The sequence below is a fragment of the Rhizobium sp. NPDC090275 genome, assembly GCF_044772225.1.
GTDB lineage: Bacteria > Pseudomonadota > Alphaproteobacteria > Rhizobiales > Rhizobiaceae > Rhizobium.
Window position 1 is genome coordinate 181996 of record NZ_JBIVYL010000008.1, and the last position, 13161, is coordinate 195156.

13 protein-coding genes are annotated in these 13161 nt (G+C 61.7%); 11 read left to right on the plus strand and 2 right to left on the minus strand.

Features of this window, described 5'->3' with window-relative positions; translation table 11 throughout:
* Positions 1-22: 22 nt before the first annotated feature.
* Complete coding sequence (locus tag ACIQUB_RS20970) at positions 23-1573, minus strand: sugar ABC transporter ATP-binding protein (protein WP_113012154.1); 1551 nt, start codon at positions 1571-1573, stop codon at positions 23-25.
* Entirely contained in the window at positions 1570-2226 is a 657-nt protein-coding gene (locus tag ACIQUB_RS20975) for a DUF2291 family protein (RefSeq protein ID WP_402931777.1), read from the minus strand. The genes ACIQUB_RS20970 and ACIQUB_RS20975 overlap by 4 nt, the downstream gene beginning before the upstream one ends.
* A 932-nt stretch (positions 2227-3158) precedes the next feature.
* Here ACIQUB_RS20975 and ACIQUB_RS20980 point away from each other — a divergent pair.
* From ACIQUB_RS20980 to minE, 11 genes are all read left to right on the plus strand, one after another.
* Positions 3159-4712 carry an FGGY-family carbohydrate kinase gene (locus tag ACIQUB_RS20980; protein WP_402931779.1) on the plus strand — a complete coding sequence of 518 codons (1554 nt, stop codon included), beginning with the start codon at positions 3159-3161 and terminating at the stop codon, positions 4710-4712.
* A gap of 85 nt (positions 4713-4797) precedes the next feature.
* On the plus strand, positions 4798-6312 hold the full coding sequence (locus tag ACIQUB_RS20985; protein WP_111565097.1) for a glycerol-3-phosphate dehydrogenase: 1515 nt from the start codon (positions 4798-4800) through the stop codon (positions 6310-6312).
* Positions 6313-6323: 11 nt separating this feature from the next.
* On the plus strand, positions 6324-7256 hold the full coding sequence (locus ACIQUB_RS20990; protein ID WP_402931781.1) for a TIM barrel protein: 933 nt from the start codon (positions 6324-6326) through the stop codon (positions 7254-7256).
* Positions 7257-7320: 64 nt separating this feature from the next.
* Entirely contained in the window at positions 7321-8256 is a 936-nt protein-coding gene (locus ACIQUB_RS20995; protein ID WP_402931783.1) for a sugar-binding transcriptional regulator, read from the plus strand.
* 41 nt (positions 8257-8297) lie between these two features.
* Complete coding sequence (locus ACIQUB_RS21000; protein ID WP_402931785.1) at positions 8298-9095, plus strand: triose-phosphate isomerase; 798 nt, start codon at positions 8298-8300, stop codon at positions 9093-9095.
* A complete protein-coding gene (locus ACIQUB_RS21005; protein WP_018896957.1) occupies positions 9092-9547 on the plus strand; it encodes an RpiB/LacA/LacB family sugar-phosphate isomerase in 456 nt (151 codons plus the stop codon). The genes ACIQUB_RS21000 and ACIQUB_RS21005 overlap by 4 nt, the downstream gene beginning before the upstream one ends.
* Positions 9548-9905: 358 nt before the next feature.
* Positions 9906-10748: an alpha/beta fold hydrolase gene (locus ACIQUB_RS21010; protein ID WP_402931787.1), complete on the plus strand. Its 843-nt coding sequence runs from the start codon at positions 9906-9908 to the stop codon at positions 10746-10748.
* 186 nt (positions 10749-10934) lie between these two features.
* The gene (locus tag ACIQUB_RS21015) at positions 10935-11072 is read left to right on the plus strand and encodes a DUF1127 domain-containing protein (RefSeq protein WP_402931789.1); all 138 of its coding nucleotides are present in this window, start codon (positions 10935-10937) and stop codon (positions 11070-11072) included.
* Positions 11073-11288: 216 nt separating this feature from the next.
* Positions 11289-12011, plus strand: coding sequence for a septum site-determining protein MinC (gene minC, locus ACIQUB_RS21020; protein WP_402931791.1), 723 nt, complete (start codon positions 11289-11291; stop codon positions 12009-12011).
* A 31-nt stretch (positions 12012-12042) separates the two neighbouring features.
* Positions 12043-12858 (plus strand): septum site-determining protein MinD, encoded by an 816-nt coding sequence (gene minD, locus ACIQUB_RS21025; RefSeq protein WP_018896961.1) that lies wholly within the window; start codon positions 12043-12045, stop codon positions 12856-12858.
* Positions 12855-13112 (plus strand): cell division topological specificity factor MinE, encoded by a 258-nt coding sequence (gene minE, locus ACIQUB_RS21030; protein ID WP_018896962.1) that lies wholly within the window; start codon positions 12855-12857, stop codon positions 13110-13112. The genes minD and minE overlap by 4 nt, the downstream gene beginning before the upstream one ends.
* The last annotated feature ends 49 nt before the right edge of the window (positions 13113-13161 follow it).

Consider the following 13161-nt stretch of genomic DNA (forward strand, 5'->3'; position numbering starts at 1 on the left):
ATCAGTGCTCCATAATTCCGGGCTAGTGCGCGACCACTGCTTCGCCAGAGGCGGCCATGATCTTTTCCTTGGTGACGTCAGAGCTGAACTCGGCGGAAATCTTGCCGCGATGCATGACGATGATGCGATGTGCGATGCTCAGGCATTCGGCGACCTCCGAGGTGGAGTAGATCACCGCCAGCCCCTGCTTGGCGCGCTCCGCCAGAAGCTTGAACACCTCGGCCTTGGCGCCGATGTCGATGCCTCGGCTCGGCTCATCGAGCAGGATGACCTTCGGATGCGTCGCCAGCATCTTGCCGATGACGACCTTCTGCTGATTGCCGCCGGAGAGCGAGCCGATTGCAGCGGCGCCGCCGTCGGTCTTGATGTGAACCTTGCGGATCGAATCCGTGACCAGTTCGCGCTCGCGGCCACCCGAGGTGAATAGCCCCCTGGTGAAGGCGCCGATGCTGGCAAGCGACAGGTTGGTGCCAACGGTCATCGTCTGCACCAGGCCGTCACGCTGACGGTCTTCGGGCACGAGGCCGAGGCCGCTTGCGATACGGTTGGCAATGCTGAGGCCGGCCACGTCCTGGCCTTCGAGAAGAATATGTCCGCCGCTGGCGTGCAGCCGTCCGGCCACGCATTCGAGAAGCTCGGTACGCCCGGCGCCCATGAGGCCGTAGATGCAGACGATCTCGCCGGCGCGCACATCGAGCGACAGGCGGTCGACCGCGTTATAGGCGGCACCAGAGGGGCCGGGAACGGTGAGTTCCTTGATCGACAGGGCGACCTTGCCCATCTCGTAACCGGTCGGCGGGCTGCCGAGGTCGAAGTTTTCGCCCACCATGTTGCGGACGATCCATTCGAGATCGATATCCTTGCGCTCGGCATAGGCGGTCATGGTGCCGTCGCGCAGCACGACGGCATGGTTGGTGATCTGTAGCGCCTCTTCGAGGTGGTGCGAGATATAGACGATCGATACGCCGCGGCTGGTGAGATCGCGGATAACCTTGAAGAGCACTTCGACTTCGGTGGCGCTCAGCGCAGACGTCGGCTCATCCATGATCAGGATACGCGAGTTCACAGACAGCGCGCGGGCGATTTCCACGATCTGCTGCTGGCCGAGGCGGAGATCCTCGACGGGGGTCAGCGGATCGATGTCCTCTTCCAGCTCTTCGAGCAGGGCGCGGGTCTGGCGTTCTTCCTCGGCGAAATCGACTGTTCCCGCCGTGATGATCTCGCGGCCCATGAAGATGTTGTCGCGGACACTCAAGTTGGGCGCCAGGCTGAGTTCCTGGTGGATGATCGAGATGCCGCATTCGCGGGCATGCGTCGAGGACACGAAGTTGACGGTCTGTCCGTCGAGGATGATCTCGCCGGATGTCGGGCGAACGACGCCCGACAGGATCTTCATCAGCGTCGACTTGCCGGCACCATTTTCGCCGAACAGCGTGGTGACCTGGCCGCGGTGGATGTCGAAGTTCACGCCCTTGAGGGCCTGCACGCTGCCATAGGTCTTGGCAACGTTGCGGGCGCTGAGCACGACCTCACCGATCTCACCCTTGATCTGGCGTTGGCTTGCCTGGCTCATTTGACTTCAACCTTGACAGGGGTGACGAGCCAGTTCTTCGGATTGATGAGCTTGAAGACGCCCGTGACGGTGACCGTCTTGCCGGTCAACTGAGCGGGGTCGATGCTCCCAAGCACGGCCTTCTTCATCTCGTTGTTGATCGCCGAACCGGCGTCCTGGTACTCGATCTGATTGGTGAACTGGCCGAATTCGATCGTACCCGTGGCATCGCGCAGATCGGTGCCGTTGATTGCCGGACCGGTCTGCACGCGAATGACGACTTCGGGCGGCAGGCCGTCGACCTTCACCTCGTTGATGTTGCCCTTGCGCTCTCCGACAACGCCGGAGAAGGACACGGGCAGAACCGGGCCGGTGGTCGTTGCGACGCCGTATTTCTCACCCGCCGCCTTCTTGTCGGCGAGGGCAGCCGGTGCAAGCTCGGCAGCTGGGACCGCGCGCTTCTCGACATCAGCCGCGATCTTCGGGAACTGCTCCACGCCATAGGTTTCCGAGGAAAACGCCTGCTGGCGCACGTCATTCTCGGAGCCGATATGGACAACCTTCGTGTCCAACGCGATCGCACCGACGACAACCACGACGGCCGCAATGCCGACCGCGATTTTCAGTTTGCCGCTCTTCGGCTGGGAAGCCGCGTAGTCCGTTTCTATGCTCATTTTCTTACAACCTTCGGCGCGAGGCCGGATTTCCTGTTGAGGGAAAGAAAAGGGGATGGGGGATTATCGACGTCGCGACCGGTCGGTCGGGCGACAATCCTGTGTATTGGCCAGTATGTTGGCTGGAGAGTTGGCGAGGAGGCCGCCAAGCGGGGATCGCGCGTCGGGGCGGAAATGCTGGCGGGACGCCAAGCCATGTCTGGAAACAGAAATTCGCACCGTCGTGATCCTCCTCAATAACCCGGCGTTTGTTTCTCCTCCAACCGCCGGGCGCTTCACGCAGATACCGTGTTAGCCTGTGGGCTATGGTATCATCGTGTTATCAATGGCAGTAAAGATGTTATAAAGATTGCACCTTGTCAATCGGCCATTCGGCGGCGTTTTCCGTTTTAGGCGATGTCGATGACTGTGGGGAACGATCGGGCTGGTGCGCGGAGAGGGCGCTAACAGGGCAACGTTTTGTAATCTCTTGCATTACTGACGCATGCGTGACCAATCGCATGACGAGATCACAAGTTATTGATATCATTATATTTGATTGAGATTCACTATGGCATGCGCTTTGGCGCTGGCGAGCATCCTCGCTTTACCTGCGCAATGGCACTCAGCCGAGTGCCTCGCTCATCGTGTCTATTTGATGGTTCGCATTATAGCTGAAAAAAATTGCGACAACAGAAAAAAAATTCATTTGCGGTGATAAGTTTGTGTTATATTCTGCATGAAACGAAAATCCGGTGCTTGCCGGTTTCCGGTTGCTGCCCGAGGCGAGGTCTTTCAGTCTGATCTCGCGAGGAGCAGTCGCAATGCGACGTACTTGCCTGAGTGGTGGCGCTTGGCGCGGTCCATCGGCGGTCGTCTGGGAGGAGTGACCATGAATGGGATGAGGATGCCGTATCCAGCGGCATGGATTATCGTGGCCGACGAGGCTTTCGATGTCTGAACGTGGACAGATCATTATCGGTATCGATGCCGGGACCTCGGTGATCAAGGCGGTTGCCTTCGAGCTCTCCGGGCGCCAGATCGCATCCGCTTCGGCGCGCAATCAATATGCGACCGGCGATGACGGTTCGGCGACGCAGTCTCTGACGCAAACCTGGGCCGACTGCGTGACCGCGCTGCGCGGCCTCAGCGAAAAGGTGCCGAGCCTTGCCGAGCGCACGGCGGCCATTTCGGTGACGGGGCAGGGCGACGGCACATGGCTCGTCGGCGCCGGCAACCGACCGGTTGGCGATGCATGGCTCTGGCTCGATGCGCGTGCGGCCCCCACCGTGACGCGACTCAGTGCCGGCGCCGGCAATCGCGCGCGTTTCGAAGCAACCGGGACCGGCCTCAATACCTGCCAGCAGGGCGCGCAGATCGCCCATATGGACCGCAATCAGCCCGATCTTCTCGATCGCGCCGAAGTCGCGCTTCATTGCAAGGACTGGCTCTATCTCAATCTCACGGGCGTCCGCGCCACCGACCCCTCGGAAGCAAGTTTCACCTTCGGCAATTTCCGCACGCGCCAGTATGACGACGCGGCGATCGATGCGCTGGGCTTGTTGCGCCGCCGGTCGCTGTTGCCAGAGATCATCGATGGCACCGAGGTCACTCATCCGCTTTCCGCCGATGCGGCGCGGGCCTGTGGGCTTCTTGCCGGCACGCCCATCAGTCTCGGCTATGTCGATATGGTCATGACCGCGCTCGGTGCCGGCGTGCGCAGCGCGGGTCAGAATGCGGCCTGCTCGACCGTCGGCTCCACCGGCGTCCACATGCGCGCCAAGGCGGTGGCCGACGTGCAGCTCAATGCCGAGGGCACGGGTTATGTGATCGCCTTGCCGATGCCAGGGATCGTCACCCAGGTGCAGACCAACATGAGCGCCACGATCAACATCGACTGGCTGCTGCAGATGGCCGGGTCGCTGATGGCAGAGGGCGGCAAGACGGTATCGCATGCCGATCTGATCGCCCGCATCGACAGCTGGTTCGCTGAAAGCCGGCCGGGTTCGGTGCTCTATCACCCCTATATCTCGGATGCGGGCGAGCGCGGCCCCTTCGTCAATGCCGCTGCCCGTGCCGGCTTCACCGGCCTTTCCATGCGCCACGGCTTTGCCGATCTGTTGCGCGCTGTCGTCGAGGGTCTCGGCATGGCGACGCGCGATTGCTACGCGGCGATGGGCGATATGCCCGAAGAGCTCCGGATCACCGGCGGCGCGGCGCGTTCGCGCGCGCTTCGCGGTTGCCTGTCGGCGGCGGTCAATGCCCCGGTCAGGGTATCGCGGCGCGAAGAGGCGGGTGCTGCCGGCGTTGCGATGATGGCGGCTGTCGCGATCGGCGCCTATCGCAACATGGACGATTGCATTGCCGAATGGGTGACGCCGCTGCTTGGCGAGGCCGAAGCGCCCGACAGCGAGCAGGCCGAGCGCTTCGAGCGCCTGTTCAAGGCCTACGTGATGGTACGCCAGGCGGTTGCGCCCGCCTGGGATCAGCTGGTCGCCACGCAATAGACGGAAATCCCGCGCTGGGCCGCGACTGATGCGCGGCCGCGCTGAATGAATGTGTTGATGCAAAAGCATCCGAAGGAGCATGTTGATGACTGAGTCCGGAATGGTGGATCTGTTCGTGATCGGTGGCGGGATCAATGGTGCCGGCATCGCGCGCGATGCGGCGGGCCGTGGCCTGAAGGTCGTTCTGTGTGAGAAGGACGACCTTGCGCAGGGGACATCGTCGCGCTCCGGCAAGCTGGTCCATGGTGGCCTGCGCTATCTCGAATATTACGAATTCCGGCTGGTGCGCGAAGCCCTCATCGAACGCGAAGTGCTGCTCAACGCCGCTCCCCACATCATCTGGCCGATGCGCTTCGTGCTGCCGCATTCGCCGCAGGATCGCCCGGCCTGGCTCGTTCGTCTCGGCCTCTTCCTCTATGATCACCTCGGTGGTCGCAAGAAGCTTCCGGGCACCCGCACGCTCGATCTGCGCCGGGATCCCGAGGGCACGCCGATCCTCGACCAATACACCCGCGGCTTCGAATATTCCGACTGCTGGGTCGACGATGCGCGCCTCGTCGTGCTCAACGCGGTCGATGCCGCCGAGCGTGGGGCCGAGGTTCTGACCCGCACGGCAGCCGTCTCCGCCCGCCGCGAGAATGGCGGCTGGAGCATCACCACCAAGAACAGCGTCACCGGTGAAACCCGCAATTTCCGCGCCCGCTGTATCGCCAACGCGGCAGGCCCGTGGGTGTCTGATGTCATCGGTCGCGTGGCCGGCGCCAACAGCAGCCGCAATGTCCGGCTGGTCAAGGGCAGCCATATCATCGTGCCGAAGTTCTGGGCGGGCTCCAACGCCTATCTCGTTCAGAACCACGACAAGCGCGTGATCTTCATCAACCCCTATGAGGGCGACAAGGCCCTGATCGGGACGACGGACATCTCCTACGAAGGCCGGGCCGAGGATGTCGCGGCCGACGAGAAGGAAATCGAATACCTGCTCACCGCCGTCAATCGCTACTTCAAGGAAAAACTCCGCCGCCAGGATGTGCTTCACAGCTTCTCCGGCGTGCGTCCCCTGTTCGACGATGGCAAGGGCAATCCGTCGGCTGTGACGCGCGATTACGTCTTCGATCTCGAAGAGACCGGCAACGCGCCGCTTCTCAACGTCTTCGGCGGCAAGATCACCACTTTCCGCGAACTCGCCGAGCGCGGCATGCAGCGCCTGAAGCATATCTTCCCGCAAATGTCCGATAACTGGACGGAGCACGCGGCACTTCCGGGCGGCGACATGCCGAAGGCCGATTACGAGACCTTTTTCAACGGTCTGAAGGAAACCTATCCCTGGATGTCGCGCACGCTCGCCGGGCACTATGGCCGTCTCTACGGAACCCGCACCCGCAAGATCGTCGGTGATGCAAAAGGTGTCGAAGGGCTTGGCCGTCACTTCGGTGGCCATCTCTATGAGGCCGAGGTTCGCTATCTCGTCTCGTCCGAGTGGGCGCTGACCCCTGAGGATGTGCTGAAGCGCCGCACCAAGCACTATCTGCACCTGACCGAGGCCGAGCAGGCCGCCTTTGCCGACTGGTTCGCCGGCGCGAATCTCGTTGCGGCCGCCTGAGGATACCGATCATGGCATTGACCCTTTCGCTGAACACCAATCCGCTCGTCAATCGTTTCGCCGAGCCGGATGACCTGATCGAAACCGTGGCGCGGGATCTCCGCATCCGCGACCTGCAGCTCACCCACGAGTTCATCAATCCCAGCTGGCAGGCGCCCGTCATTCGCAGGCTGACCCGGAACATGTCGGCGGCGCTCCAGCGCACCGGCGTCAGGGTGACCTCGGGCATGACCGGGCCCTACGGCCGGCTCAACCATTTCGGCCATCCCGATGCCGACGTCCGTCGCTATTATGTCGACTGGTTCAAGACTTTCGCCGATATCACCGCCGATCTCGGCGGAACCTCGGTCGGTACGCAGTTCGCGATCTTCACCTACAAGGATTTCGACGATCCCGCGCGGCGCGAGGAATTGATCAAGATCGCCATAGATTGCTGGGCAGAGGTTGCCGAACATGCGAAGTCGGCGGGCCTCTCCTACGTTTTCTGGGAGCCGATGAGCATCGGCCGCGAGTTCGGCGAGACGATCGCCGAGTGCGTGAAGCTGCAGGACCGGCTGACCGCCGCCAACATGGCCGTGCCGATGTGGATGATGGCCGATATCGACCACGGCGACGTGACCTCGACCAACCCCGATGATTTCGAACCCTATGCCTGGGCGCGTGCCGTGCCCAAGGTCTCGCCGATCATCCACATCAAGCAGAGCCTGATGGACAAGGGCGGGCATCGGCCGTTTACGGCCGAGTTCAACGCCAAGGGCCGCATCCAGCCGCCGGAGTTGCTCAAGGCATTTGCCGAGGGCGGCGCCAAGGATAACGAGATTTGCCTCGAGCTGTCCTTCAAGGAGCGCGAGCCGAACGACCGCCAGGTCATCTCGCAGATCGCCGAAAGCGTCGCGTTCTGGGCTCCCCACATCGACACCGGCATCGCCGACCTGCATATCTGACCGAAAGGCGAATCGAAAAAAAGAGGCGGGATATGCGCGTGGCCAAATCGGGAGACGACTGTCGATGAACGATCCGGAAGAATCGCTCGCGGTGCGGGCCGCCTGGCTGCATTACGCTGGCGGATTGACTCAGTCCGAGGTGGCCAAGCGTCTCGGGCTGCCATCGGTGAAGACGCACCGTCTGATCGCGCGCGCGGTGGCCGAAGGTGTCGTCAAGATCAGTATCGAAGGCGACATCATCGAGTGCGTCGCGCTGGAGAACAGCCTCTCCGAGCGCTTCGGCCTGCAATATTGCGAAGTGACGCCCTATGTCGGCGAAGACGAGTCGATCTTTCGCACACTCGGCCTTGCCGGTTCGAACTTCCTGAAGCGCGAGATCGAGCGCGGCGACAATGACGTGATCGGGCTTGGCCACGGCCGCACGTTGTCGACAGCAGTGCATCTCCTGCCGCGCGTCTCCGCCCGCGACCTGCGCTTCGTCTCGCTTCTCGGCGGCTTGACCAGAAACTACGCGGCCAACCCCTATGACGTCATGCACCGCATCGCCGAAAAGACCGGCATGCCTGCTTATGTCATGCCCGTTCCGTTCTTCGCCAACACGGCCGAGGACCGCGAGGTGCTCCTGGCGCAGCGTGGCGTGAAGGAAGTGATGGACCTCGCAAACACCGCCACGCTCAAGCTGGTCGGGCTCGGCACGGTCGATACGCAAGCGCAGCTTGTCCAATCGGGCATGATCGAGGCCCGCGAGATCAAGGAAGTGGCGGCTGCCGGCGGTGTCGGCGAAATCCTCGGCTACTTCTTCGATTCCAACGGTCGCATTCTCGAAACCTCGCTGACGGAGCGAACGCTCTCGGCACGCCTGCCGCAGCCGAGGACGGAGCGGCTGGTGGCAATTGCGGGCGGCGGCGGCAAGGTCGAGGCGATCCGCGCGGTTCTGCGCAGCGGCAGCCTCCACGGGCTTATTACCGACGAACGCACGGCCGAAGCGCTTCTGCGCTAGCCGGATGATCAGATAGACGACGATAGGGAATAGGATTGCAGATGGCCAACTCACCACGTTTCTGGATCGGCACCAGCTGGAAGATGAACAAGACGCTTGCCGAGGCGCAGAGCTTCGCGAACGGCCTCAAAGCTGCGGATGATGCGCGCGATCCGCGCATCCAGCGTTTCGTCATTCCGCCTTTCACGGCGGTGCGCGAGGTCAAGGCCATGCTTTCTGAAACCTCCGTCAAGGTGGGAGCGCAGAACATGCATTGGGCCGATGATGGCGCATGGACCGGCGAGGTGTCGCCGGTGATGCTCAAGGACTGCAACCTCGACATTGTCGAACTCGGTCACTCCGAGCGGCGGGAGTTCTTCGGCGAAACCGACGAGACCGTTGGGCTGAAGACCGAAGCGGCCGTCCGTCATGGTCTGATCCCGCTCATCTGCATCGGCGAGACGCTGGCCGACCGCGAAAGCGGCCGTGCCGCCGAGGTACTTGCAACCGAGGTTCGCGGCGCACTTTCCAAGCTGACTGGCGCGCAGAAAGGGGCCGAGATCCTGCTCGCCTACGAGCCGGTCTGGGCGATCGGTGTCAACGGCATTCCGGCCACGGCCGAATACGCCGATGCGCGCCAGGCCGAAATCATTGCCGTTGCAGAGGAGGTGCTGGGTCGCCGCATTCCCTGCCTCTACGGCGGGTCGGTCAACCCCGGCAATTGCGAAGAACTCATCTCAAGCCCACATATAGACGGGCTTTTCATCGGCCGTTCGGCCTGGAATGTCGAAGGTTATCTCGACATCCTCGCGAAATGCGCCGCCAAACTTGACGCCAAACTCGAAGGAGAAAAAGCATGAAACTGGCTATCGCAGGAGACAGCGCGGGCGAAGGTCTCGCCAAGGTTCTCGCCGACCACCTGAAGGACCGCTACGAGGTGTCCGAAGTCTCGCGCACGAGCGCGGGCCCGGATGCATTCTACGCCAGCCTGTCGGATCGTGTGGCGTCGGGCGTTATCGACGGCACCTATGACAAGGCGATTCTCGTTTGCGGCACCGGCATCGGCGTTTGCATCTCCGCCAACAAGGTCCCCGGCATCCGCGCCGCACTGACCCATGACACCTACTCCGCCGAGCGCGCCGCGCTGTCGAACAACGCCCAGATCATCACCATGGGCGCGCGCGTCATCGGACCTGAGCTCGCCAAGGCCATCGCCGATGCGTTCCTGGCGCAGACCTTCGATGAAAACGGCCGCTCCGCCGGCAACGTCAAGGCGATGGACGAACTCGACGCCAAGTACAATCAGCGTTGATAGACTAAGAGCTGCGGCCCGCACCTTGCGGGCCGTATTCTCCATGAGCGCGTCGACCAAGTCCGCGTTCATCCCGCAGCGGCCCTTCTGTCGTCTGCCACGATTCTCCGCACGAATATCCAAACGCCACCGAAAACGACAATCGCCATGCGTGTCGTTTCCATAAGCTCCTGACATCAAAGGGCGGCGAAGCCGGCTCTGATGATTTGAGACGGAGCGCCCTGTGGCAAACGAATTTTCATTCCCGCTTTCTCGCCGGCAAGCAATGCTTGCCGGAGCAACGATTTCATTCGCGATGGCCACACCGGCCTTCGCCGCGAAGCAAAAGACAGTACACACTGCAAAAGGAGCAACTCCCATGACCGGAAACTTTGTGAAGACGAAAGATGGCGCTGAAATCTTCTTCAAGGATTGGGGTCCGAAGGATGCCCAGCCGATCGTTTTCCACCATGGCTGGCCGCTGTCATCAGACGATTGGGACGCGCAGATGCTGTTCTTCGTCAACAAGGGCTATCGCGTCGTTGCGCACGATCGTCGCGGCCACGGCCGCTCCGCGCAGGTGAGCGACGGTCATGACATGGACCACTATGCCGCCGATGCCTCCGCCGTTGCCGAACATCTCGATCTGCGCAACGCGGTCCACATTGGCCACTCCACGGGTGGCGGCGAGGTCGCTCGCTACGTCGCCAAGTATGGCCAGCCGCAAGGGCGCGTCGCCAAGGCCGTTCTGGTCAGCGCGGTTCCTCCGCTGATGCTGAAGACGCCGGGCAATCCCGATGGCACGCCGATGGAAGTGTTCGATGGTTTCCGCGCGGCGCTGGCCGCCAACCGCGCCCAGTTCTACATCGACGTCGCCTCCGGTCCCTTCTATGGGTTCAACCGGCCCGGCGCGAAAGTATCCCAGGGCGTGATCGACAACTGGTGGCGGCAGGGCATGATGGGCTCGGCCAAGGCGCATTACGATGGCATCAAGGCGTTCTCGGAAACCGACCAGACCGAGGACCTCAAGGCGATCACCGTGCCGACGCTGGTGTTGCAGGGCGATGACGACCAGGTCGTGCCCTACAAGGATGCCTCGCTGCTGCAGGCGAAGCTTTTGAAGAACAGCACGCTGAAGGTCTATCCCGGCTTCTCACACGGCATGCTGACGGTGGATGCCGACGTGATCAACCCGGATCTGCTCGCCTTCATCAAGGGCTGATCGCGCATCGATCATTCGCTTTAACGCGTGTGGCCGACTCATCTCGTCGGCCGCACCGCCAGAGTGTGAGTCTTGCCTTTCACACAGTGCCGATTGCGATTCTCGGATGCCTCTTATGCAAATTTATCTCTGCTCATTATCAGGGCAATGAGATAATTAATTGAGCATCGAAGAAGGAGAAATGCAATGAAAATCACCAACAAGATCGTCGAGTACTTTCAGCTCGGCAAAGCATACCGCGAACTTTCCCGCCTCGACGACGCTGCCCTCAAGGACATCGGTGTCAGCCGCGCTGATCTGAAGCGTCGCGTATACGGTCGCTGATCACATCACTACCTGATTGCTTCCGATGGGCCTGCTTAAGCGGGCCTTTATCGTTTCTGGGGTCTTTCACAGCACAAATTCAGGGCGTTCGATACTGCCTATCCGCCCTCGAAAAATGCCCCGTCATCGGCGCCGCTCGCGGCCGGCTGAAATGCCCGTGTTAACCATTTGTTAACCAATTCATCGTTAATAAATCTCAACGATTTCTTAACGTAGATGACCAAATTGCTAACAGACGCCCGCTCCATCCGTATCAAGGGCCGCTCGTTTCTGGCGGTGATGCTATCGCCGGATTTGCCGCTCGACGACTGGCTGGTTCGGTTGGACGATCTGGCCGCGCGATCGGCCGGCTTTTTCCTTGGGCGCCCTGTCGTGCTCGATATCAGTGAGCTCGACATTGATCGCGCGCAGTTGAAGGAGCTTATCGCGGCGCTCGGCGAGCGCAATGTCAGCATCATGGGCATCGAAGGTGGGCGTCCTTCGCTGATCGGACCAGGCATGCCGCCGGCTCTCAAGGGCGGGCGTCCGGTTTCCGATTTCGAGATGCCGCAGAGCGAACCTGTTCTCGAAGCGCCACGCAAGCCTGACGCAATCGAGACGCGGCAAACTCCGCAGTCACTGGTTATTCGGGAGCCGGTTCGCTCCGGGCAGTCGGTGATTTTCGCGGAAGGCGACGTGACCATCATCGGGTCTGTCTCGTCAGGCGCGGAAGTGATCGCCGGCGGTTCGATCCATGTCTACGGCGCCTTGCGCGGACGGGCGATGGCGGGGTCGTTGGGCAATGCCTCGGCGCGCATCTTCTGCCGCAGGCTTGAGGCTGAACTGGTTGCCATCGATGGCATCTACAAAATGGCGGAAGACCTGGAGCCGGGGCTTCGCGGACAAGCAGTCCAGCTCTGGCTGGAAGACGACGCGATCAAGGCCGAGAAACTTAGCTGAGCCCAGGTTGGCCAGATATTAGGAGAGAAAGATGGGGAAAGTCATCGTCGTCACTTCAGGCAAGGGCGGAGTTGGAAAGACAACCTCCACCGCGGCACTTGGAGCGGCTCTTGCACAGAGAAACGAGAAGGTCGTCGTGGTGGACTTCGACGTCGGGCTGCGTAACCTCGATCTGGTGATGGGCGCCGAGCGCCGAGTCGTCTACGACTTGATCAACGTCATCCAGGGCGACGCCAAGCTGTCGCAGGCGCTGATCCGCGACAAGCGCCTCGAGACGCTCTTCCTCCTTCCTGCCTCGCAGACCCGCGACAAGGACAATCTGACGGCAGAGGGCGTCGAGCGCGTCATGGCCGACCTTAAGCGCCATTTCGACTGGGTCATCTGCGACAGCCCCGCCGGAATCGAGCGCGGCGCGACGCTTGCTATGCGCCATGCCGATGTTGCCGTCGTCGTCACCAACCCTGAAGTCTCGTCGGTTCGCGACTCGGACCGCATCATCGGCCTGCTCGATTCAAAGACGCTGAAGGCCGAACGCGGCGAGCGCATGGAGAAGCATCTGCTTCTCACCCGCTATGATGCGAACCGCGCCGAGCGCGGCGACATGCTGAAGGTCGACGACGTGCTGGAGATCCTCTCCATCCCGCTGCTCGGCATCATTCCTGAAAGCATGGACGTTCTGCGCGCTTCCAACATCGGCGCCCCGGTCACGCTCGCGGACAGCAAGAGCGCGCCCGCCATGGCTTACTTCGACGCCGCTCGCCGCCTGGCCGGCGAAGAGGTGGCGATGACGGTGCCGGGCGAAAAGCGCGGTATCTTCGGCAAGATTTTTGGAAGGAAGGCCGCATGAGCATTTTTCGGCTTTTTGGAAAACAGAGAACCGCACCGGCTGCCCGCGAGCGCCTGCAGGTGCTCCTGGCTCACGAGCGGTCCTCGACCGGCTCCGATCTGATCACGGTTCTCCGCGAGGAAATCCTCGCTGTCATCGCCAAGCACGTGCAGGTCGACAACGACCGCGTACATGTGAAGATGGACCGCGATGAGCATATGTCGATCCTCGAGATCGACGTCGAGATCCCACTGAACGCAGCTCGCGCTGCCTGAGCAAGAATAGGGGAGGCGGCACATAACGTGCCGCTTTCAAATGACGGTG

Excerpts from the sequence above, each read along its gene's own strand:
- ACIQUB_RS20985 (WP_111565097.1), top strand. The coding sequence starts at position 4,798 with ATGACTGAGTCCGGAATGGTGGATCTGTTCGTGATCGGTGGCGGGATC.
- ACIQUB_RS21005 (WP_018896957.1), top strand. The coding sequence starts at position 9,092 with ATGAAACTGGCTATCGCAGGAGACAGCGCGGGCGAAGGTCTCGCCAAG.
- ACIQUB_RS21015 (WP_402931789.1), top strand. The coding sequence starts at position 10,935 with ATGAAAATCACCAACAAGATCGTCGAGTACTTTCAGCTCGGCAAAGCA.
- ACIQUB_RS20990 (WP_402931781.1), top strand. The coding sequence starts at position 6,324 with ATGGCATTGACCCTTTCGCTGAACACCAATCCGCTCGTCAATCGTTTC.
- ACIQUB_RS20980 (WP_402931779.1), top strand. The coding sequence starts at position 3,159 with ATGTCTGAACGTGGACAGATCATTATCGGTATCGATGCCGGGACCTCG.
- minD (WP_018896961.1), top strand. The coding sequence starts at position 12,043 with ATGGGGAAAGTCATCGTCGTCACTTCAGGCAAGGGCGGAGTTGGAAAG.
- ACIQUB_RS21010 (WP_402931787.1), top strand. The coding sequence starts at position 9,906 with ATGACCGGAAACTTTGTGAAGACGAAAGATGGCGCTGAAATCTTCTTC.
- ACIQUB_RS20995 (WP_402931783.1), top strand. The coding sequence starts at position 7,321 with ATGAACGATCCGGAAGAATCGCTCGCGGTGCGGGCCGCCTGGCTGCAT.
- minE (WP_018896962.1), top strand. The coding sequence starts at position 12,855 with ATGAGCATTTTTCGGCTTTTTGGAAAACAGAGAACCGCACCGGCTGCC.
- ACIQUB_RS20975 (WP_402931777.1), bottom strand. The coding sequence starts at position 2,226 with ATGAGCATAGAAACGGACTACGCGGCTTCCCAGCCGAAGAGCGGCAAA.
- minC (WP_402931791.1), top strand. The coding sequence starts at position 11,289 with ATGACCAAATTGCTAACAGACGCCCGCTCCATCCGTATCAAGGGCCGC.
- ACIQUB_RS21000 (WP_402931785.1), top strand. The coding sequence starts at position 8,298 with ATGGCCAACTCACCACGTTTCTGGATCGGCACCAGCTGGAAGATGAAC.
- ACIQUB_RS20970 (WP_113012154.1), bottom strand. The coding sequence starts at position 1,573 with ATGAGCCAGGCAAGCCAACGCCAGATCAAGGGTGAGATCGGTGAGGTC.